The following is a 20,670-nucleotide window of genomic DNA, read 5'->3' as shown; positions in this document are numbered from 1 at the left end:
ACGTCCTTTTTCGTTACTCGGCCGCGATCGGCAGCGCTTCGGCCTCTCGTCTCGGAAGGCGCTCCAACGCCTCGGGCCGCGGCCCACCCGTCGCCCAATCCAGCAATTCCACCGTGTGCAGGATCGGAATGCCCGTCCCCTTCCCGATCTGCGTGACGCAGCCGATGTTGCCGGTGGCGATGAGGTCGGGCTGCATCCGCTCGATATTGGCGACCTTGCGGTCGCGCAGGCGGTTCGCGATCTCGGGCTGGAGGATGTTGTAGGTCCCGGCCGAGCCGCAACAGAGATGGCCCTCGGGCACGTCCTTTACGGTGAAGCCGGCCTTTTTCAGCAGGGTCTTGGGCTCGGTGCGGATGCCCTGGCCGTGCTGCATCGAGCAGGCGGAGTGGTAGGCCACGACGAGATCGGTGTCCTCCACCGGCGGCAGCAGGCCGATCGACGCCACGTATTCGGTGACGTCCTTGGCCAGGGCCGACACCCGCGCGGCCTTCTCGGCATAGGCTGGGTCGTCGCGAAACATGAAGCCGTAATCCTTGATCGTCGTGCCGCAGCCCGAGGCCGTCACCACGATGGCGTCGAGGCCCTCGCCCTCGATCTCGGCCATCCAGGCATCGATGGCGCGCTTGGCGAAGCCGTGGGCCGAGTGCTCCTTGCCCATGTGGTGGGTCAACGCCCCGCAGCAGCCCTCGTTCTTCGCCTGCACCACCTCGACGCCGTGGCGCGTCAGCAGGCGGATCGCGGCCTCGTTGAAGTCCGGACGCAGCACGCTTTGCGCACAGCCGCGCAGCAATGCGACCCGGCCGCGCCGCGTCACCGGCGCGGCGTTCTCGCCACCCTGGATCAGGGCGCTGATCTCCTGGGCAGCGAGATCGGCCGGGAAGGTGCCGGGGCGGTCGGTCGGGTTGCGGTTCGGTAGCTGTGCGGGCGCGAGATCGAGCATCGCTGCGAGCCGGTTGCCGACCCGCGGCAGCCGCGCGACCAGCGGCCGGAACGGGCTTCCCAGCTTCGCCCCGAGCAGCGCCAGGCGAAACCGGTTCGGGTAGGGCAGCACGAAGGCGAGCACCGAGCGCAGCAGCCGGTCGCTCAGCGGGCGCCTGTAGGTGTTTTCGATATGCGTGCGGGCATGGTCGACGAGGTGCATGTAATGCACGCCCGAGGGGCAGGTCGTCATGCAGGACAGGCACGACAGGCAGCGGTCGACATGCTTGACCACCTCGGCGCTCGCCGCCTTGGCGCCCTCGAGCATGTCCTTGATCAGGTAGATTCGTCCGCGCGGGCTATCGAGTTCGTCGCCGAGCAGAACGTAGGTCGGGCAGGTCGCGGTGCAGAACCCGCAATGCACGCAGGTCCGCAGGATCTTTTCGGAGGATTTGGTCGCCGGGTCTGCGAGCTGGGCGAGGGTGAAATTGGTTTGCACGGGGGTGTTCCTGAAGCCTCAAACGCCGGCGTACATCCGCCCCGGGTTGAACACGCCCACCGGGTCGTGCGCCGCCTTGATCCCGGCGGTGAGCCGCATCAACGGCTCGGTCAGCGGCTCGAAGACCGGCACGGCGGCACGCACGGCATCGGGAGCCCGCACCAAGGTCGCGTGGCCGCCATGTGTCCGAGTGGCGGCGCGGACCGCCTCGGCGCCGGCATCGTTCGCGGCGTCGGTGGCAAGCCAGATCAGGCCGCCACCCCAGTCGTAGTACCAGCGTGCGTCGCGGTTCAGGGCGACGGCCTGCGCGAGCGCCACGCCACGCACCGGCGCCGTCGAGATCCGCCAGATCGCCGCATCGCGCGGCTCGGTGAGCGGGGCGACGTCGCGCACGCCCTGCCAGAGCGCGGCACAGGCCTCGCCGTCGACGATCTCCGGCGCACCGTAGCGCTTGAGCAGGCGTGAAAGTTCGCCGAGCCGGTAGTCGATCGACTTCGAAAAGCCCTCGACGCGCATCAGCGTACGGGCCTCGTTCTCCCCGAGCCCCGCCGGCAAATGCGCAGCGCCGGTCAGCTCGAAGGGCGAGCCGAGGGCGGCGCTCAGCGCCTCGATGGCGCGGGAATCGTCGAGCCCGCGAAACACCAGGGTCGCGACGCGCTCCTGCACGGGCAGCACCTTGAAGGTGACTTCGGTGAGCAGCCCGAGGGTGCCCCACGAACCGGCCATCAGCTTCACGAGGTCGAGGCCGGTGACGTTCTTCATCACCCGGCCGCCGGACTTGATCGGCTGGCCGCGCCCGTTGACGAAGCGCACGCCGATCAGGCTGTCGCGCGCCGCCCCCGCGTTGATCCGGCGCGGACCGGAATTGTTGCAGGCGGCCACCGCGCCGAAGCTCGGCTCGCCGGTCGAACCCATCAGGCGGCGATGGTCCATCGGCTCGAAGGGCAGCATCTGGCCGCGCTCGGCCAGGAGCGCCTGCACCTCGGCCAGCGGCGTGCCGGCCCGGGCCGAGACCACCATCTCGGCCGGCTCGTAGAGCGTCACGCCGCTGATGTTTTGCGCCGAGAGCGTCGCCTCGTCCTGCGCGGGCCGGCCGATCCCGGCCTTGGTGCCGCCGCCGACGAGGCGCAGCCGCTCCGTGCGCGCCACCGCATCCGAGACGATCGCGGCGGCCTCCTGCTCGCTCGCGGGAGCGTATGAACCCATGGTTTCCTGCCCGTGAGCGCCCGTGATCGGCGCTCTTTGGAAGCACTCAAAACGGAATGTCCATCGGATTCAAGCGCGACCGCGCGGCGCAGCCGCGATTCTCGGCGTGAATGCCGGAGCCTGCCTCACGCCGCCGGCACGGGCCGCCGGCGCCCGAAGCGGTCCATCACGAGTGTGCGAAGGCCCGCAATGTCGAAGATCCAGACGGCGGCGGCATAGAGCGTGATGCCGCCCCCCAGGCAAAGCGCCAGGGCGAGCGCCGGATCGAGGTGCCGCAGGGGCGTCAGGACCAGCAGCATCGCGAGGCTCGCGGCGGAGGACAGCCCGATGTCGCGCCAAGGCAAGGTGAGTTTCTCGGGGCCGAACAGGGCGCGGGCCGAGAGCAGCGCGACGGCGGCGGCGAGCCCGAGCGATTGCGCCACCGCGACGCCGGCCGGTCCATAGAGGCCGGGCAGGACCAGGAGACCGATCCCGTTGATCGCGCAGCCCAGCAAAGCGGCCGCGATCACCGGGCTCGTTCTGCGCCGGATCTGGAAGATCGGGTTCAGGGCGAAGTTCATGATCGACAGGCAGAACAGCCCGGGGATCAACAGCGCGGTGTAGAGCGCAAACGGCCCGCGAAACGCCTCCGGCACCACGAGTTGCTGGAGAGCCGGCGTCACCGCCCAGTAGCCGGCGGCGCAGGGCAGCAGCAGGGCGACGACCACGCCGATGTTACGGGCGATCTGCGCCTCGGCGGCCTCGCGGCCGTGATGCTCCTCCGCCCGCACCGCGAGCTGGAACAGCAGCAGGTCGAGGGCGGTGCCGAGCGTCGAGAAGCCGCGCGAGCCGAGATCGGCGGCGAGGGCGAAATAGCCGGCCTCGGAGAAATCCGCCGCCGCCGCGATGACGCCGCGGTTGATGAAGGGCATCAGCTGGTAGATCGCGTTGGCGGCGATCAGCGGCAGCCCGTAGGCCGCGAACAGCCGCAGGGTCTGCCGGCTCCGCTCCGGCGCGAAAGTGCCGGGCCTGTCGTGCAGCGCGGCGCGCATCACCACGACGGCGAGCGCCTGGGACGCCGCGCCCGCGAGCAGCACCCAGACCGGCTGCGGGAAGTACCAGGCCGTGCCCGCCATCAGAACGAGGCCGAAGACGTTCTTCCAGACCACGAGCTTGAGATAGGTCCCGCCGACGAAGCGGGCGCGGGCGAGGGCCGCATGGTAATCGAACACGCCGATGCCGACGGCGGTCAGCGCGGTCGCGGCGGTGATGGCGAGCCGGCTCTCGGGGCTCGGATCGATCGCGAGGCCGAGCCCGGCACAGAGTGCGGCGAAGGCGAGGAGCGCGATGGCGAGCACGCAGTAGGCCCGGTCTAGCCCGGCTCGGATCCAGGGCTCGCCGTCGCGCACGCGGGCCGAATAGAACCGCGTCGCCGAGAGCCGCAGCCACTCGAACAGCAGCGTGTTCAGCACCACGGCCCCGGCGGTGGCCAGCGCGAAACGGCCGAAATCCGCCGGCCCGAGCATCTTGGCGATGAGCAGGCCGAGCAGCAGGTTCAGGGCCGAGTTGATGACGAAGGCGACGATCACGGCCATCGGTGCAGGAATCCCGCTCGGACGCGCCGGTCGTCTAGACCGCCGCCCGCGGCATTCTCGGGGCGAGCCGCCAAGAAAGGCTGAACGCGGGCCCCCTGCCCTCTACACCCAGCCCTTCACCCGAAAGATCAGGATCGGGATCAGCGCCGAGAGCGCGATCAGCGCGAGGCCATAGGGGTAGCCGTAGGCCCATTCGAGTTCGGGCATGTGCTTGAAGTTCATGCCGTACATCGAGGCGATCAGCGTCGGCGGGATGCCGACCACCGAGACCACGGTGAGCACCCGGAAGGCGTTGTTCTGCTCGATGTTGATCAGGCCGAGCGCCGCATCGAGCAGGAACTGCAGGGTTTCCGACTGGCGCGTCTCGAACTCGTCGAGGGAGTCGATGTCGCGCGAGAGCGTGTCGAAGCGCGGGCTCTCCTCCGCGTCCGCGCCCAGCATCTGCGGACAGGAATCCTTCACGAAGGGCACGATCCGCTCCAGCCCGAGCAGGCTGGCGCGGACCTTCGCGAGCGACTTGCCCTGCCGGCCGATGGAGCGGAGCAGCCGGCGCAACGCCAGATCGCGCCGCTTCGGCGAGCCGCGGCTGCCGTTGTCGGAGCCGGCGCGGGCGGCGGGGTCGAAGTCGAAGATCCGCGTCGAGAGCGAGCCGAGATCGCTCGACATCTCCTCCAGCGTGTCGGCGAGGCCGTCGACGAGCTCCTCGATCACCAGAAGGAAGATGTCGATGCTCGTGGTGCAATCGCCGTCATGCTCGGCCACCCGCGTCTTCACGGTGTCGTAGGAGCGCAGATCGGCGAAGCGGATGGTGACGAGGTGCTCCTTGGTGAGCACGAAGCCGAGCGGCTTCAAGGCGAGATCGGTGCGGTCGAAGGTGATCATCGGCGAGGACAGCGAGAGGCCGCCGCTCTTGAGCCGGCGCAGGCGGCTCGACGATTCGACCTCGCTCAGGGCGGCGCGCGACGGCACCCTGAGGCCGGTGGCCGCCTCGACCTGCCGGGCCTCCTCCTCGGTCGGATCGAGCAGATCGATCCAGACTGCATGCTCAGGCAGGCCCCCGCCGGCCATCAGGCCGGCGTGATCGACCGGGCCGTGCGGCCCGTGGAGACTGATCATGCGGAGAACGAACCTTCCGGCGGCGCGCGCTTCGGGAGACGCCGTTTTTCCCGTTCTGTCGAACGGCAGCGCTCCTTGACTCGAAAATCGGTCGTGCCTATCTCGCCGCTGCCGCTGGCACTCACCGATGGAGAGTGCTAACGAGCGGGTCGTGACGCGGTCTTCGCCGCATCAAGACCATCCCAGAATTCGAAGCAAGAGGGCAGCTCATGAAGTTCCGTCCGCTGCACGACCGAGTCGTCGTTCGCCGCATTGAGGGTGAAGAGAAGACGAAGGGCGGCATCATCATCCCGGATACCGTCAAGGAAAAGCCGCAAGAGGGCGAAGTTCTCGCCGTCGGCGCAGGCGCCCGTGATGAGTCCGGCCGCATCAACCCGCTCGACGTCAAGGCCGGCGACCGCGTGCTGTTCGGCAAGTGGTCCGGCACCGAAGTCAAGATCGACGGTCAGGACCTCCTGATCATGAAGGAATCCGACATCATGGGCGTCGTCGCACTCTAAGCGACGCAGCCTTCCTTCGAACGACAGCCCTTTGAGGCCGCTCCCAGGAGCGCGCCTTGGGGCTTTTCCCATACCTTGAAAGGACTTAGCACATGGCAGCGAAAGACGTTCGTTTCTCGTCCGACGCCCGCGATAAGATGCTGCGCGGCGTCGACATTCTCGCGGATGCGGTGAAGGTCACGCTCGGCCCCAAGGGCCGCAACGTCGTCATCGACAAGAGCTTCGGCGCGCCCCGCATCACCAAGGACGGCGTCACCGTCGCCAAGGAGATCGAGCTCTCCGACAAGTTCGAGAACATGGGCGCCCAGATGGTGCGCGAAGTGGCCTCGAAGACCAACGACATCGCCGGCGACGGCACCACCACTGCGACCGTGCTCGCCCAGGCGATCGTCCGCGAGGGCACCAAGTACGTGGCCGCCGGCATGAACCCGATGGACCTGAAGCGCGGCATCGACCTCGCCACGGCCGCCGCGGTGAAGGACATCATCGGCCGCGCCAAGAAGGTCGCCGAGTCGAGCGAAGTCGCCCAGGTCGGGACGATCTCGTCGAACGGCGACAAGGAAATCGGCGAGATGATCGCCCATGCCATGCAGAAGGTCGGCAACGAGGGTGTCATCACCGTCGAAGAGGCCAAGACCGCCGAGACCGAGCTCGACGTCGTCGAGGGCATGCAGTTCGACCGCGGCTATCTCTCCCCGTACTTCATCACCAACGCGGAGAAGATGGTCGCCGAGCTCGAGGATCCCTACATCCTCATCCACGAGAAGAAGCTCTCGTCGCTCCAGGCGATGCTGCCGGTTCTCGAGGCCGTGGTGCAGACCGGCAAGCCGCTCGTCATCATCGCCGAGGACATCGAGGGTGAGGCTTTGGCCACGCTTGTCGTGAACAAGCTGCGCGGCGGCCTCAAGGTCGCGGCCGTCAAGGCTCCGGGCTTCGGCGATCGCCGCAAGGCCATGCTTGAGGACATCGCAATCCTGACCAAGGGCCAGATGATCGCCGAGGACCTCGGAATCAAGCTCGAGAACGTCCAGCTCCCGATGCTCGGCCGCGCCAAGCGCGTCCGCATCGAGAAGGAGACCACCACGATCATCGACGGCGCCGGCGAGAAGTCCGACATCGAAGCCCGCGTCGGCCAGATCAAGGCGCAGATCGAGGAGACCACCTCGGACTACGACAAGGAGAAGCTCCAGGAGCGTCTCGCCAAGCTCGCAGGCGGCGTCGCGGTGATCCGCGTCGGCGGCGCGACCGAGGTCGAGGTCAAGGAGAAGAAGGACCGCGTCGACGACGCCCTGAACGCCACCCGCGCTGCGGTCGAAGAGGGTATCGTTCCCGGCGGCGGCGTCGCGCTGCTGCTCGCCAAGAAGGCGGTCGCCAAGATCACGAGCGACAACCCGGACGTCCAGGCCGGCATCAAGATCGTGCTCAAGGCGCTCGAAGCCCCGATCCGTCAGATCGCCCAGAACTCGGGCGTCGAGGGCTCCATCGTCGTCGGCAAGATCACCGACCACACGGAGACCGAGACCTACGGCTTCAACGCCCAGACGGAAGAGTACGTCGACATGATCCAGGCCGGCATCATCGATCCGGCCAAGGTCGTGCGCACGGCGCTGCAGGATGCGGCTTCGGTCGCCGGTCTCCTCGTCACCACCGAGGCCATGATCGCCGACGCTCCCAAGAAGGAGAGCGGCGGTGGCGGCATGGGCGGCGGCGGCGGCATGGGCGGCGGCGGCATGGGCGGCATGGACTTCTAAGTCCACGCCACAATCACAACGAGACGAGAGGGGTCGCCGAGAGGCGGCCCCTTTTTCGTTGTCGGGGCGTGCAGCCCGTCACGGTCATTCCGCGGCTCGCCAAAGGCGAGAACCACGCCCTGCGCGCCCCCTCTGGGTCCGGGTTCCGCTTCGCGGCCCCGGAATGACGGAGCCTCTCAGCCCTTCTTCTTCTTCGCCTTCACAGCCGGCGCGTCGTGGTCCTTGCCGTCCCAGGTCGCCGCGAACGGGCGCTTGCCGAGAGCGCGCTCTGCCTTCGGCTTGGGCGAAGCGGCCGGCTTGTCGGCTTTCACGGCCTTCGGCTTCTCCGCAGGCTCCTCGGTGTCGGCCAAACCGCCGAGACGGCGACGGTACCAATCGGCGGCGGCCGTCTTGAGTTCGGGGTGATGCTTGTCGAAACGCCCGACCAGGCTCTTGGCCTCGGCATCGGTCATGCCGTCGACGATGAGCGCGAAGGTCTCTGCCCCGAGTGCCCTGCGGATCAGGCGGAGGCGCGCAAGCGGCAGGCTCTTGGCCTTGAGCTGCTTCGTCACCAGCGTCCGGGCGGTCTTTGCGATGTCGGCCCGGATATCGGGAAACACCTCGGGCACCACCGCGATGGCACCGAGGACCGCATAGCCGTCGACATCAAGCGCCATGGAGGACCCCCTTCAGTTCCTCGACGAGCGGAATCAGCACGGTCGAGACGTGGACGTTGTATTTTCCGGAGAAGGTCGGCGGAAGATCGCGCGGCACCAGTGCATCCGCGAGCGCCGCCGCCTGCGGAACGCAGGTGGTGAGCAGCTTGAAGCCGGCATCCTCGGACTCGGCCTCCGCGCGCAGTTGCGCCAGCGTCTGCTGATGCTGCCGCACGCCTTGCTGGTAGCGCGTGACGAGCACGTAGGGCGGACTCTTCGGCACGCTCTGGCCGCTCTGCCGCCCGCTCTTCCGCCAGATCGTCTCGACGAAGGCGTTGAGCCCGTAGGTCGAGAGGAAGTCCGGGATCGAGGTGACGAGCACGAGGTCCGCGCCGCGCACGACGACCTCGGTCATCGGCGATATGCCGGGCGCGCAATCGAACAGGACGTAGTCGTAATCCGCGGCGAGCGGCGCGATGTCGTTCTGGAACAGCTTCCAAAGCCGCCCCTCGATAGCGTGCATCGCGAAGCCTTGGCCGGTCAGCTCGTAGATGATCTCACGCTCGACCATGCGCAGATACGGACCGGACGGCAGCAGCGAAAGCGCCAGCGGCTCGTTCTTGTGGGTGGTGAGGCTGACCCGCCCGTGGATGCGCGCCGCCAGGGACGGCTTTTCGCGGGCGATGAGTTTCAGGGCGAGATAGGCTTCGAGCGTCCGCCCCTGCGCGATCATCCCGCAGAGCAGGTCCGGACCGGCAAGGCAGACCGAGACGCTGGCCTGCGGATCGAGATCGACCACCAGCACCCGGGCCCCGTCGGCCGCCAGCGCTTCGGCCAGCATCACCACCGTCGTGGTCTTGCCGACGCCGCCCTTCATGTTGGCGACCGCGATGAGCTTGCCCGTCATCAACGTGCCTCCCTCACGGCCGTCTGCCAGACGAACCAGATCTTCTGCAACAGCCAGGGCTGTCGGCTATCGACCACCTGCCCAGACTGTGCACCAGGCGGAGCGTTCACCGCCCAGCCGCGGCCCTCGGCCGGGCGGCGGAGGGCGGATCGGCAGCGACCGCCTTCTCGACCATGGCGGCGGCCGCATCGCCGCTGCGCTCCAGCGTGGCCACGGCGAGTTGCTGGTCGCGCCCACGGAGCGTGTGCGAGCCGAGCGGGCGCACGCTAATGCCGGCCGGCAGCGGCGGCAGCCGTTCGAGCAGATCCTGCGAGATCAGCATATCGACTCCGAGCGGCCGGCACAGGGCCTCGATCCGCGATGTCACGTTCACCGCATCGCCGAAATACGCGATCTTGTGCCGGTCCACCCCGACTTCCGCCGTGACCACCGAGCCGCCATGCAACGCGGCGCGCAGGCGCGGAACAATGCCGAAGCGGGTCTTCCATGCTTCGGCCTCCGCCTCGATCCGGTCGCGGACGGCGAACAGGCAGGAGACGCAGCGCGCATCCTTGAGGCCGCGCGCCATCGGCCAGGTGATCATCGCCATGTCGCCGATATAGTCGTCGGTGGAGCCCTGGAACCGGCGCACAGGCTCGGCCAGCGTGGCGAAGATCGCGCCGAGATACTCTTGCGCGCGCAAGTCGCCATGGGTCTCGGCGAAGGCGGTGGAGCCGACCACGTCGAGGAAGAGAAAGATGCGCTCTTCCTCGACCGGCCGGTGATAGCGGCCGATCAGGAAGTTGACGAAGACCTCGCCGCCGATGAGATCGCGCATGCGGATCACGAAGACGACGAAAGCCGAGACCGCGAGCGCATAGGCGAGCACGCGCGGCGTCGTCCGAACCGCCTCGCCGAGATGGTCGCCAGTCAGTCCGAAGGCCCAGACGACGACGCCGCCGAGCGCGTTGCCGGCAACGATCATCAGCACGTAGGACAGTTCGGCCGCCGGCACGTAGAGCGAGGCGGGCAGGCGCCGGATGCGCGATTGCAGACCGGCCAGGATCAGCCCGCGATCGAAGGCGAGCGCGGCCGTGCCGATGCAGAAGCCGTAGACGAACCCGGCCGCGGGCGAGGCGCCCTGTGCGAAGATGACGTTGTAGAGCAGGCCCGCGCCACCGGCCGCGACGAGGATCAGGACCCAGAACCAGCGGTGCTGCGGCAGCATCAGACGGCCCTCGATCGGCGCGAACGGTAGGGCGGCCTGCCCGCGCCGGCCAGCGGCCGTTCGGCGCGGCTCTGAGGCGGGGCGGTTCGCACGGGCGCTCCTTATGGTCGTTCGGATTCGCAGGGCGGATGACGACGCGCGACGCGCCGATCACAAGCGCGACAAGGCTCATGCCGCCATGATGGCGCCAGTGTGGCGGCGACGCCCTCCGGCCAGTTCTCTGCCTTGCCAGCAGCCGCGCAAAACAAAAGGGCCGGCGTTTCCGCCGGCCCTTCGATCGATCGCTGGTCGGCGCGTTCAGCGCTGGACGATGACGCGCGTGCCGACCTTGACCCGGGTGTAGAGGTCCGAGACGTCCTCGTTGGTCATGCGGATGCAGCCCGAGGAGACGGCGGTGCCGATGGTCTCCGGCTCGTTCGAGCCGTGGATGCGGTAGATCGAGCCGCCGAGATACATGGCGCGGGCGCCGAGCGGATTCTCGATGCCGCCCTTCATGTAGCGGGGCAGATCGGGACGGCGGCGCAGCATCTCCGACGGAGGACGCCAATCCGGCCATTCGCGCTTCATCGTAATGTTCTGCGTGCCGCCCCAGGTAAAGCCGGGACGGCCGACGCCGACGCCGTAGCGCATGGCCTGTCCGCCGCCCATCACGAGGTAGAGCCGGCGCTCAGCCGTCGACACCACGATGGTGCCGGGGCTGTAGGGGCCGGAGAATTCCACCATCTCGCGCTGGATCGCGGTGGCCTGCGGCAGCGTGCTCTGCAGCGGGTCGGCGGCCGGGAGCGAAGCGTTCTGCGGGCGCACGCGCACCGTCAGCACGTCGCTGAGCGGCTGGCGGGTCAGCGGGTCGATCTCATAGGCGGAGGCGGGCGCCGCCAGCGCGATGGACGCGCAGGCGAGGCCCGCGAGGGCGGTGACGATACGGCGCATCGAAGCCTCTCGAGGGCAGGCGGACTTGTGGAAACTCGGTGGAAAACTGCCGCGCGTCGCCGCACGGATCGATGCCCAGACGTAAACCGCAGCGCGTTAAAGCCAAGCTCTATTCGCGCACCGCACGCGGTTCCACGGCCGTCGTGACCATGTGGCAACACGGTGGCAGCTTGGCCATACGATAGCGAAAACGGTCTTCGGAGCCGTCGTGATTCCAAAGACTTGCCCAGATTCTGAACCGAACGGGTCGTTAAGGAATTGTGGCGGCGCTTTGGCGGGTCAGGCGGCGTCGAGGCCGAGGTCGATGATCGCCGCGCTGTGCGTGATCCAGCCCACCGAGATCAGGTCGACGCCGGAAGCGGCCACAGCGCCGACGGTGTCGCGGTCGATCCGCCCGGACGCCTCGGTGATGGCCCGCCCTCCGACCATGCGCACCGCCTCGGCGAGCGTCTGTGGGCTCATGTTGTCGAGGAGAACGGCGTCGGCGCCCACCGACAGCGCCTGTTCGAGCTGCGCCAGGGTGTCGACCTCGATCTCGATCTTGACGAGATGACCGGTGCGGGCGCGGGCGCGCTCGATGGCCGGCACGATACCGCCGGCGACCGCGACGTGGTTGTCCTTGATCAGCACCGCATCGTCGAGGCCGAAGCGGTGGTTGGACCCACCGCCGGCCCGCACCGCATGCTTCTCCAGCGCCCGCAATCCCGGTGTCGTCTTGCGGGTGCAGACGATGCGCGCCTTGCCGTACGGGCGAGCCGCCTCGACGAGTGCCGCCGTGGCGGTGGCGACACCGGAAAGCCGGCAGAGCAGGTTCAGCGCCACGCGCTCGGCGGTGAGGATGGCCCGCGCCGGCCCATCGAGCCGGATCACCGTGTCGCCGGGCGCGACGCGGGCGCCATCGCCGCGCTCGACCGTCACGATCACGGCCGGATCGATCAGGCCGAATGCGATCACCGCCGTCTCGATACCGGCGATGACGCCGTCCTGACGGGCGGCGATGACGCCTTTCAATCGGGCGTCGGCCGGCACGATGGCGTCGGTGGTGATGTCGCCTGCACGGCCGAGGTCTTCGAGCAATGCCGCACGCACGATCGGCTCGACGAGGAGACGCGGCAGCGGAAGGAGCGTGTCGTCGGGCATCTTCGGGTCTCGATCGCGTCGCTTCCCCTCCCCCTTGTGGGGAGGCGCAAAGGGGTGGGGGTGTTCCGCTTGCCTCGGTCGGAGCCCAGCGGAGCCACCCCACCTCCAACGCCTCTCCACAAGGGGGAGGAGAGGCGCACGGCTACACCGCGTGCCCTATCCCGAAACCGCCTCGGGCGACAGACGCTCACTCGCGCCCGCGATCTCGGCCGCCACGCGCAGAACTTCGAAAAAGGTCGTCACCGTGTGGTAGCGCGCCGCCTGCCCGGAAAAATCGCTGCGCCAGTGGCCGCCGCGGCTCTCCTGCCGCGAAAGGGCGCAGACGGCGATCATCAGGCCGGTGAGCGCCGCATCCGAGCCACCCTCGGCGAGGAGGTGCAGACTGGCGATGGCCTCGCGCAGACCGGCCGCATCGCGCACGACGCCGACCCGGCGATCCATCAGCGCACGCACCTCGGCCAGAGCGCGGCCGCCATCGCCCTGACGACGCGGCAGGGACGCCGCATCGCCGATCATCGCGGAGGCCGGCTCCGCCTCTATCGAAGCCGCGATCGGGCCGGAGAAGGCAAGCGCCTCCAGCAAGGAATTGCTGGCGAGGCGGTTGGCACCGTGCAGGCCGGTCGAGGCGACCTCACCGCAGGCCCAGAGGCCGGGCACGTCGGTGCGGCCGTGCGCGTCCACCACAACGCCACCCATGTGATAGTGCGCGGCCGGCCGCACCGGGATCGGCTGAACGGCCGGATCGATGCCTAGGCCGGAGCAGAGGCCCGCCACCGTCGGAAAGCGCCGCGCCATCGAGCGGCCGAGATCGCCACGCGTGTCGAGAAACACCGCGCGACCGCCGGCCTGGGCCTGGAAGATCGCGCGGGCGACGACGTCGCGCGGGGCGAGGTCGCCGCCGCTGATGCCGGCCATCACACGCCCGCCCTCGACATCGACGAGAGTTGCGCCCTCGCCGCGAAGCGCCTCCGTGGCGAGCGGCATCGGGTCGGCGCCGGCCGCGATGGCGGTGGGGTGGAACTGCACGAATTCGAGGTCGCGCAAGCTCGCACCAGCCCGTGCCGCGAGGAGCAGGCCGCTGCCGATCGCACCGCGCGGGTTGGTCGTCGCCGCGTACAGCCCTCCGACGCCGCCGGTGGCGAGCACCACGGCACGGGCCGGCAGACGGAAGGCCGCGCCGTCGCTCTCGCAGACGAGGCCGCAGACGGCACCGTTCGCGTCCTGCATCAATGTCGTCGCGTCGGCGACGAGCACCTCGATCGAGGGCGTCGCGCGCACCGCCCGCACCAGTCCTTCAAGGACCGTGGCACCAGTCGAGTCGCCGCGTCCGCGCACGATCCGGCGACGGCTGTGGGCCGCCTCCAGGCCGAGGGCGAGTGAACCGTCCGCATCGCGGTCGAAGGCGACGCCGAGGCCGACGAGCCAATCGATCAGGCCGGGCGCCGCCTGGGCGACGCGCAGGGCGACGTCGAGCTCAGTCAGCCCGGCGCCGGCAGCCTCGGTGTCGGCGGCGTGAAGCGGCGGCGCATCGCCGGGGCCGATCGCGGCGGCGATGCCGCCCTGGGCCCAGCCCGTGGCGGTGCCGTTGCCCAGCGACGCGGCCGTAACGATCGTGACTGGACGAGGCGCGAGCCGCAGGGCCGTGGCGAGCCCGGCGACGCCCGCGCCGACCACGATCACGCGGTCGGCGGGGCTGCGCGAGACGATGCTCATCTCCAGGACTTCAGGATGGGGGTCGGCGCGGCGGTCGGCTTCACCGCGAGCATCCGCTCGACGGCACGCCGCGCGCGCTCGGCCAGGGCCGGCTCCACGGTGACCTCGTGGGTCATCGTCTCCAGGGCATGACGGATGTTCGGCAACGACATCCGCTTCATGTGCGGACACATGTTGCAGGGCTTGATGAACTCGATGTCCGGGTTCGCCACGGCGATGTTGTCGGCCATCGAGCACTCGGTGACGAGCACGACCTGGCTGGGCCGCTTGCTCGTCACGTAGTTCATCATCATCGCGGTCGAGCCCGAGAAGTCGGAGGCCTGGACCACGTCGGGCGGACATTCCGGATGCGCGATCACGGTGATGCCGGGATAGCTGTCGCGGACGGCTGCGATGTCGTCGGGCGTGAAGCGCTCGTGCACCTCGCAGTGGCCGGGCCAGGTCAGCATCTCGACTTCGGGCACCTGCACCTGGACGTTCTGCGCCAGGAACTCGTCCGGCAGCATCAGGACGCGGGGGACACCGAGCGAGCGCACCACGTCGGCGGCATTGCCGGAGGTGCAGCAGATGTCGGATTCGGCCTTCACCGCGGCCGACGTGTTGACGTAGGTCACCACCGGAACGCCCGGATATTTCAGCCGCAACGCGCGGATATCCGCCGCTGTGATCGAGTCCGCGAGGGAGCAACCAGCCCGCATGTCCGGGATCAGGACGGTCTTGCCGGGATTCAGGAGTTTCGCGGTCTCGGCCATGAAGTGGACGCCGGCGAGCACGATCACGTCGGCATCGACCGTGATAGCCTCGCGGGCGAGCGCGAGGCTGTCGCCGACGATGTCCGCCACCGTGTGGAAGATCTCCGGCGCCTGATAATTATGGGCCAGGATCACGGCGTTGCGCTCGCGCTTCAGCCGCAGGATCGCCTCGACATCGGGCGCGAGAGCCGGCCACTCGATCGCCGGGACATGCCGGCTGACGCGAGCGTAAAGATCCGGAAGCGGCAGACCGTCGACGCGGGCATTTCGCTGCGGTAGAGAGGTCGCGGCCATCGCAACTCCTTTATGCTCACTTTGAGCATTGTGCCGCCTAAGTTAGGCGCGGCCCCGAGCCTTGTCCAGATATGCCCAGACTGAGCATAACGTTTTTGCGGTGCGAGATTTGGGTGCGGGCGCGAAGACCCGAGTGGCGTGCCGCTCTCCGTTCGAGGTCGCTCAACGCAAGTTCGTGCCGGATCCGCGATCGGGCAAAGCAGCCGACAACGCCGACATCATATCACGCCCAGGCGCACGCGTGAGAACACGAAACCCGAAGTGGCAGCGATGACGCAGCGTCAGGCCTTCTTTTCGAGCTGCTTCTTCACCTGCAGAAGCTGATCCCAGACCGTACCGGGCGTGGTCCCGAAGAACTCGAAGCCCGCGTTCACGCCCCACCAGACGCCGAACACGATGATCGGAACGAGGATCCAGCCCAGGATCTCCTCGCCACGGCGCCTGGATTTGCGCCGCCTGCGGCGAGCCTCCCGTGCCGTCAGCTTCGGCTTGGGCGGCGGGGGCTGCCGGGTGACAGGCGTGAGGGTCTCCTCATGCGTGTCGCTCATCATGCTGCCCCCGTCGCTGTTCGATCCGCGCGGCGCGCACGCGCCCCGCTCGTCTCATCTCGGTGCGCCCATATCCGCGAGCGGCTAGAGGAAGGCAACCCGCCTTCCCTAAGACGAACCCGGCTACGCCTTGACCAGCGGGACCTTCGGCACCGTGCTGCGGGCGCTGCCGGAGCCGCTCGGCCCCTCCGGGCCGCCATCCTTGTCGCCAGCCTTGCGCTTCGGTGCCGGCCGCGGCTTCGAACGCTTGTGGCGCTTGGCGGCGTTGGCGACATCCTTCTCCGGCTTCGGCGTCACCGGGCCTGCCGGAAACTCGAAGGCGAGCGTCGCCTTGGCCGAACCCGCATCGTTGTCGTCGGCATCGGCCTTCAACAGCACGACACGCACGGCGCCGCCGTTTTTGAGCTTGCCGAACAGCACCTCGTCCGCGAGCGGCGTCTTGATGGTCGATTGGATCAGCCGCGCCATGGGACGGGCGCCCATCGCGTCGTCGTAGCCATTCTCGACGAGCCACTCGCGCGCTTCGTCGGAGAGCTCGATGGTGACGTTGCGATCGGCGAGCTGTGCCTCGAGCTGCAGCACGAACTTGTCGACGACCTTGGCGACCACGTCCTTCGGCAGGTGGCCGAAGGAGATGATCGAGTCGAGTCGATTGCGGAATTCCGGCGCGAATAGCTTGTTGATCGCCTCGACGTCGTCGCCCGTGCGCTTGGTCTGGGTGAAGCCGTAAGCGGACCGGGCCATGTCGGACGCGCCCGCATTCGTGGTCATGATGATGATCACGTTGCGGAAATCGACCTGCTTGCCGTTGTGATCGGTGAGCTTGCCGTGGTCCATCACCTGCAACAGGATGTTGAAAAGGTCCGGATGGGCCTTCTCGATCTCGTCGAGCAGCAGCACGCAATGCGGGTGCTGGTCGATGCCGTCGGTCAGCAGGCCGCCCTGATCGAAGCCGACATAGCCGGGAGGCGCGCCGATCAGGCGGCTCACCGTGTGGCGCTCCATGTATTCCGACATGTCGAAGCGCAGCATCTCGACGCCGAGCGAGGCGGCGAGCTGCTTGGCGGCTTCCGTCTTGCCGACGCCGGTCGGGCCGGCGAACAGGTAGGAGCCGATCGGCTTGTCGGGATCGCGCAGGCCGGCACGGGCGAGCTTGATCGCCGAGGTCAGCGCCTCGATCGCCTTCGGCTGGCCGTAGACGACGCGCTTCAGGTTCTCGGTCAGGTTCTGGAGCACGACCGTGTCGTCCTTCGACACCGTCTTCGGGGGGATGCGGGCCATCGTGGCCACCGTCGCCTCGATCTCCTTGACGCCGATGGTACGCTTGCGGCGCGCCTCCGGAACCAGCATCTGCGAGGCGCCGGTCTCGTCGATCACGTCGATCGCCTTGTCCGGCAGCTTGCGGTCGTTGATGTATCGCGCAGACAGCTCGACGGCCGCTTTGACCGCGTCGGTGGTGTACTTCAGCTTGTGGAATTCCTCGAAATAGGGCTTCAGCCCCTTCAGGATCTCTATGGTGTCCGGGATCGACGGCTCGTTGACGTCGATCTTCTGGAAACGGCGGACCAGGGCGCGGTCCTTCTCGAAGTACTGGCGGTACTCCTTGTAGGTCGTCGAGCCGATGCAGCGCAGCGCTCCGGAGGCGAGCGCCGGCTTGAGCAGGTTCGAGGCGTCCATGGCGCCGCCCGAGGTGGCGCCGGCCCCGATCACCGTATGGATCTCGTCGATGAACAGCACCGCGTTCGGATGCTGCTCGATCTCCTTCATCACCTGCTTGAGGCGTTCCTCGAAGTCGCCGCGATAGCGCGTACCGGCGAGCAGCGTGCCCATGTCCAGCGAGAATACGGTGGCGTCGGCCAGAACCTCGGGCACCTCCTTCTGGATGATCTTGCGCGCGAGCCCTTCGGCGATGGCGGTCTTGCCGACGCCGGGGTCGCCCACCAGCAGCGGGTTGTTCTTCTGGCGGCGGCAGAGCACCTGAATCGTGCGCTCCACCTCCGAATGGCGGCCGATCAGCGGGTCGATCTTGCCGTCACGCGCCTTCTTGTTGAGGTTGACGCAGTAGGCTTCCAGGGCATCGCCCTTCTTCTTGGTGCCGCGTCCGCCTTCCTCATCGCCGCCACCGCCGGGCCGCTCGGAGGAACCCTCGTCGTCCGAGCCGCGCACGGGCTTCGATTCCGATGCGCCGGGCCGCTTGGCGATACCGTGACTGATGTAGTTGACCGCATCGTAGCGGGTCATGTCCTGCTCCTGCAGGAAGTAGGCGGCATGGCTCTCGCGCTCGGCGAAGATCGCCACCAGCACGTTCGCCCCCGTCACCTCCTCCCGGCCGGAAGACTGGACGTGGATAACCGCGCGCTGGATCACGCGCTGGAAGCCCGCCGTCGGCTTGGCGTCCTGGCGTCCGTCGCCGGTGAGATTGGAGAGCTCGGTGTCGACGTATTCGACGAGGTTGCGCTTGAGAACGTCGACCTCGACGCTGCAGGCCCGCATCACGGCGGCCGCATCCTGATCGTCGACCAGCGCGAGCAGGAGATGCTCGAGCGTCGCGTATTCGTGGCGTCGTTCACCCGCCAGCGCCAGGGCGCGGTGGAGGGCTTGTTCCAGGCTGCGGGAGAAGCTTGGCAATGCTCGAGCCTTTTTCGCGAGGGCCTATTTCTTCTCCATAACGCACTGGAGAGGGTGTTGGTGCTTGCGTGCGAAATCCATCACCTGCGTCACCTTCGTCTCGGCGACTTCGTAGGTAAAAATTCCGCATTCGCCGACGCCGTTCTGATGCACGTGCATCATGATCTGGTAGGCGTCGTCATGGTTCTTGTTGAAGAAGCGCTCGACGACATGCACGACGAATTCCATCGGCGTGTAGTCGTCGTTGAGGAGCAGCACGCGATACAGGCTCGGACGCTTGGTCTTCGGCTTGGTGCGCGTGATGATCGCAGTGTTCGACCGGTCACCATCGCCTGGCCCGCGCTGGCTCGCGGCCGTCATCGGCTGCGTGCGCCCGAGCCCGTCATCGGCGACCGCCATGACCTGCGTCAGCGTCTGAGACCTCGGAATCGTATCGAGTCCGTCCGGCGGCATGCTTCATTCGTGAGGCGTTGTTCATGGGAAGTACGACGGACCTGGGACGGCTTCTCCGCCCAGGCCGTTCGCTGAGAACGCGACCAGCGAAAGGCAATCTATAGGCCGGGAAACGACTGCGCCAGTCGCCTGCGCGCACTTGTCCGTGTCGCGAGGGCCGGCGCCCGGCAATGGCCCGGCTAGCACCCTGCCTGGAAACAACGTTTCGGCCCCAGGTTGCGCCGCATTAACGGCCGCGTAACCGCGTCCACATACCGTCACATATCGAGATGGAGCGGGACGTCGGGCGGGCCCGGTGCTCTTCGCGGCAATGGCGCAGTGCGGGCCGGGCAGCGGCTCGAAGGTGCGGGACGGATCAGCGGTAATGCGTAGCGTGTCAGGCCGTTTTCTTCGTTACCGTGCGACCCCTGCCGCCCTGGCAGCCGCGGCGATCCTCGCCGCGATCGCCTCGCCGGCCGAGGCGCGTCGGCACGCCCACCACCACCGCGCGGCCCACCAGCGCGCCGTCAGCGGCTACAACCCGCCCTACGCGGCCATGGTCGTCGACGTGAAGTCCGGCAAGACGCTGCATGCGGTCAACGAGGACGCGCTGCGCCATCCGGCCTCGATCACCAAGGTGATGACCCTCTACATGCTGTTCGAGCAGCTCGAGCGCGGGCGCTTCCAGCTCGACTCGCCGCTGACGATCTCGGCCAACGCCGCCGCCCAGGCGCCGTCGAAGCTCGGCCTGCGCCCGGGCTCCACCATCGAGGTCGAGGACGCGATCAAGGCAATCGTGACGAAGTCGGCCAACGACGTCGCCTGCGCCATCGGCGAGAACATCGCCGGCTCGGAGCCGAAATTCGCGGAGATGATGACCCGCAAGGCCCAGGCGCTCGGCATGAGCCGTACGCACTACGCCAACGCCTCGGGCCTGCCGGATGCCGACCAGATCACCACGGCGCGCGACCTCACGGTGCTCGCCCGCGCGATCCAGGACCGCTTCCCGCGCTACTACAAGTATTTCCAGACCCGCTCCTTCGCCTTCCGCGGCCGGGTGATCGGCAACCACAACCGCCTGCTCGGCAACGTCCAGGGCGTCGACGGCATCAAGACCGGCTACACGCGCGATTCGGGCTTCAACCTGATGACCGCGGCAAAGTCCGACGACCGCCAGATCGTCGCGATCGTCCTCGGCGGCAAGTCGGGCGCCAGCCGCGACCGGATCATGGCCGACCTCGTCCGCGCCAGCCTGCCCCGCGCCTATGCCGGCGCCCGCCAGTCCCCGGCGCTGATCGAGACGGCCGAGCGCGGCCGTCCGGCCGTGATCGCCGACGCCGCCTCGAAGACCCGCACCCGCTACGCCTCGGCCGACGACGACGAGATCGAGACGACGAACGCGACGGATGCCGCCCCGACCACGACGCCCGGCATGGGCCGCCGTCCGCCGGCCTCGATCCCCGGCGCGGCACAGGCCTATGCCGGCTCGGCGGGCCAAGCCGGGTTCCCGGGCTCGGCCAAGTCGAGCGCCAGGCTTCCGTCCTACGACGCGGTCGCCACGCGCTCCGAGGCGCCGGCCAAGTCGGAGAAGGCCGAGATCACCTCGCGCGGCGTGACGCCGACGGCCTGGGTGATCCAGCTCGGCGCCATGGACGACGAAGACAAGGCGAAATCGATGCTGGCCGAGGCTCGCGGTCGCGCCGGCGGCGCGCTGGGCAAGGCAGCCCCCTACACGGTTCGCGTCAGCCACGGCGGCACGACGCTCTACCGCGCCCGGTTCTCGGGCTTCTCAGAGCAGAGCTCCGCGCAGGATGCCTGCTCGGCCCTGAAAAAGAACGGCTTCAACTGCTTCGCGACCCGCAGCTGACGCCACGCCTGATGCGGAAAAGTGGAAGCCGGTTTTCCGAAAACATCATGCGA

At 68.2% G+C, this 20,670-nt stretch carries 17 protein-coding genes; 3 read left to right on the top strand and 14 right to left on the bottom strand.

The genetic code is table 11. The features are described from left to right. Positions 1-13: 13 nt before the first annotated feature. The 4 genes from MFF07_RS20230 to MFF07_RS20215 form a co-directional block, all read right to left on the bottom strand. The gene (locus MFF07_RS20230) at positions 14-1,417 is read right to left on the bottom strand and encodes a heterodisulfide reductase-related iron-sulfur binding cluster (RefSeq protein ID WP_147816362.1); all 1,404 of its coding nucleotides are present in this window, start codon (positions 1,415-1,417) and stop codon (positions 14-16) included. 18 nt (positions 1,418-1,435) lie between these two features. Then, the gene (locus MFF07_RS20225; protein ID WP_147816363.1) at positions 1,436-2,623 is read right to left on the bottom strand and encodes an FAD-binding protein; all 1,188 of its coding nucleotides are present in this window, start codon (positions 2,621-2,623) and stop codon (positions 1,436-1,438) included. 125 nt (positions 2,624-2,748) lie between these two features. Next, positions 2,749-4,197 carry a lipopolysaccharide biosynthesis protein gene (locus MFF07_RS20220; protein WP_147816364.1) on the bottom strand — a complete coding sequence of 483 codons (1,449 nt, stop codon included), beginning with the start codon at positions 4,195-4,197 and terminating at the stop codon, positions 2,749-2,751. A gap of 102 nt (positions 4,198-4,299) precedes the next feature. Beyond that, entirely contained in the window at positions 4,300-5,313 is a 1,014-nt protein-coding gene (locus MFF07_RS20215; RefSeq protein WP_147816365.1) for a magnesium transporter CorA family protein, read from the bottom strand. A 209-nt stretch (positions 5,314-5,522) separates the two neighbouring features. Between MFF07_RS20215 and groES the strand changes: the two genes are divergently transcribed. Both groES and groL read left to right on the top strand, forming a co-directional pair. Then, on the top strand, positions 5,523-5,813 hold the full coding sequence (gene groES / locus MFF07_RS20210; protein WP_147816366.1) for a co-chaperone GroES: 291 nt from the start codon (positions 5,523-5,525) through the stop codon (positions 5,811-5,813). A gap of 92 nt (positions 5,814-5,905) precedes the next feature. Continuing rightward, complete coding sequence (groL, locus tag MFF07_RS20205) at positions 5,906-7,564, top strand: chaperonin GroEL (protein ID WP_147816367.1); 1,659 nt, start codon at positions 5,906-5,908, stop codon at positions 7,562-7,564. Between the two features lie 176 nt (positions 7,565-7,740). On the opposite strand, the gene MFF07_RS20200 is transcribed toward groL, so the two are convergent. The 10 genes from MFF07_RS20200 to clpS form a co-directional block, all read right to left on the bottom strand. Further along, on the bottom strand, positions 7,741-8,220 hold the full coding sequence (locus tag MFF07_RS20200) for a hypothetical protein (RefSeq protein ID WP_147816368.1): 480 nt from the start codon (positions 8,218-8,220) through the stop codon (positions 7,741-7,743). Beyond that, positions 8,210-9,106, bottom strand: a complete 897-nt coding sequence (locus MFF07_RS20195) for a ParA family protein (RefSeq protein WP_147816369.1) — start codon at positions 9,104-9,106, stop codon at positions 8,210-8,212. Before MFF07_RS20195 ends, MFF07_RS20200 begins: the two co-directional genes overlap by 11 nt. A 106-nt stretch (positions 9,107-9,212) precedes the next feature. Continuing rightward, positions 9,213-10,313, bottom strand: a complete 1,101-nt coding sequence (locus tag MFF07_RS20190; protein WP_147816427.1) for an adenylate/guanylate cyclase domain-containing protein — start codon at positions 10,311-10,313, stop codon at positions 9,213-9,215. 297 nt (positions 10,314-10,610) lie between these two features. After that, a complete protein-coding gene (locus MFF07_RS20185; RefSeq protein WP_147816429.1) occupies positions 10,611-11,243 on the bottom strand; it encodes a L,D-transpeptidase in 633 nt (210 codons plus the stop codon). A 279-nt stretch (positions 11,244-11,522) separates the two neighbouring features. Further along, the gene (nadC, locus tag MFF07_RS20180) at positions 11,523-12,383 is read right to left on the bottom strand and encodes a carboxylating nicotinate-nucleotide diphosphorylase (protein ID WP_147816431.1); all 861 of its coding nucleotides are present in this window, start codon (positions 12,381-12,383) and stop codon (positions 11,523-11,525) included. 156 nt (positions 12,384-12,539) lie between these two features. Further along, complete coding sequence (locus tag MFF07_RS20175) at positions 12,540-14,096, bottom strand: L-aspartate oxidase (protein ID WP_147816433.1); 1,557 nt, start codon at positions 14,094-14,096, stop codon at positions 12,540-12,542. Then, a complete protein-coding gene (gene nadA / locus MFF07_RS20170) occupies positions 14,093-15,142 on the bottom strand; it encodes a quinolinate synthase NadA (protein ID WP_238232772.1) in 1,050 nt (349 codons plus the stop codon). Before nadA ends, MFF07_RS20175 begins: the two co-directional genes overlap by 4 nt. A 281-nt stretch (positions 15,143-15,423) precedes the next feature. Next, positions 15,424-15,693 (bottom strand): hypothetical protein, encoded by a 270-nt coding sequence (locus tag MFF07_RS20165; protein ID WP_147816435.1) that lies wholly within the window; start codon positions 15,691-15,693, stop codon positions 15,424-15,426. Between the two features lie 120 nt (positions 15,694-15,813). Further along, positions 15,814-18,318 (bottom strand): ATP-dependent Clp protease ATP-binding subunit ClpA, encoded by a 2,505-nt coding sequence (clpA, locus tag MFF07_RS20160; protein WP_238232771.1) that lies wholly within the window; start codon positions 18,316-18,318, stop codon positions 15,814-15,816. Between the two features lie 24 nt (positions 18,319-18,342). Continuing rightward, positions 18,343-18,717, bottom strand: coding sequence for an ATP-dependent Clp protease adapter ClpS (gene clpS, locus MFF07_RS20155; RefSeq protein ID WP_373322406.1), 375 nt, complete (start codon positions 18,715-18,717; stop codon positions 18,343-18,345). Positions 18,718-19,135: 418 nt separating this feature from the next. Here clpS and MFF07_RS20150 point away from each other — a divergent pair, with 418 nt between their 5' ends. Next, entirely contained in the window at positions 19,136-20,617 is a 1,482-nt protein-coding gene (locus tag MFF07_RS20150; protein ID WP_147816437.1) for a D-alanyl-D-alanine carboxypeptidase, read from the top strand. The last annotated feature ends 53 nt before the right edge of the window (positions 20,618-20,670 follow it).

Origin of the sequence: Methylobacterium thuringiense, from assembly GCF_022179645.1 — a bacterium.
Lineage (GTDB): Bacteria > Pseudomonadota > Alphaproteobacteria > Rhizobiales > Beijerinckiaceae > Methylobacterium > Methylobacterium thuringiense.
The sequence above is the reverse complement of the archived record's forward strand: the minus strand, read 5'-3'. Positions and strand labels throughout refer to the sequence as shown.

Bases quoted from the DNA above. Each gene is read 5' to 3' on its own strand.
- groL (WP_147816367.1), top strand. From the start codon at position 5,906: ATGGCAGCGAAAGACGTTCGTTTCTCGTCCGACGCCCGCGATAAGATG.
- groES (WP_147816366.1), top strand. From the start codon at position 5,523: ATGAAGTTCCGTCCGCTGCACGACCGAGTCGTCGTTCGCCGCATTGAG.
- clpS (WP_373322406.1), bottom strand. From the start codon at position 18,717: ATGGCGGTCGCCGATGACGGGCTCGGGCGCACGCAGCCGATGACGGCC.
- MFF07_RS20200 (WP_147816368.1), bottom strand. From the start codon at position 8,220: ATGGCGCTTGATGTCGACGGCTATGCGGTCCTCGGTGCCATCGCGGTG.
- nadA (WP_238232772.1), bottom strand. From the start codon at position 15,142: ATGGCCGCGACCTCTCTACCGCAGCGAAATGCCCGCGTCGACGGTCTG.
- MFF07_RS20225 (WP_147816363.1), bottom strand. From the start codon at position 2,623: ATGGGTTCATACGCTCCCGCGAGCGAGCAGGAGGCCGCCGCGATCGTC.
- MFF07_RS20195 (WP_147816369.1), bottom strand. From the start codon at position 9,106: ATGACGGGCAAGCTCATCGCGGTCGCCAACATGAAGGGCGGCGTCGGC.
- MFF07_RS20220 (WP_147816364.1), bottom strand. From the start codon at position 4,197: ATGGCCGTGATCGTCGCCTTCGTCATCAACTCGGCCCTGAACCTGCTG.
- MFF07_RS20190 (WP_147816427.1), bottom strand. From the start codon at position 10,313: ATGCTGCCGCAGCACCGCTGGTTCTGGGTCCTGATCCTCGTCGCGGCC.
- nadC (WP_147816431.1), bottom strand. From the start codon at position 12,383: ATGCCCGACGACACGCTCCTTCCGCTGCCGCGTCTCCTCGTCGAGCCG.
- MFF07_RS20150 (WP_147816437.1), top strand. From the start codon at position 19,136: ATGCGTAGCGTGTCAGGCCGTTTTCTTCGTTACCGTGCGACCCCTGCC.
- MFF07_RS20175 (WP_147816433.1), bottom strand. From the start codon at position 14,096: ATGAGCATCGTCTCGCGCAGCCCCGCCGACCGCGTGATCGTGGTCGGC.
- MFF07_RS20185 (WP_147816429.1), bottom strand. From the start codon at position 11,243: ATGCGCCGTATCGTCACCGCCCTCGCGGGCCTCGCCTGCGCGTCCATC.
- MFF07_RS20215 (WP_147816365.1), bottom strand. From the start codon at position 5,313: ATGATCAGTCTCCACGGGCCGCACGGCCCGGTCGATCACGCCGGCCTG.
- MFF07_RS20165 (WP_147816435.1), bottom strand. From the start codon at position 15,693: ATGATGAGCGACACGCATGAGGAGACCCTCACGCCTGTCACCCGGCAG.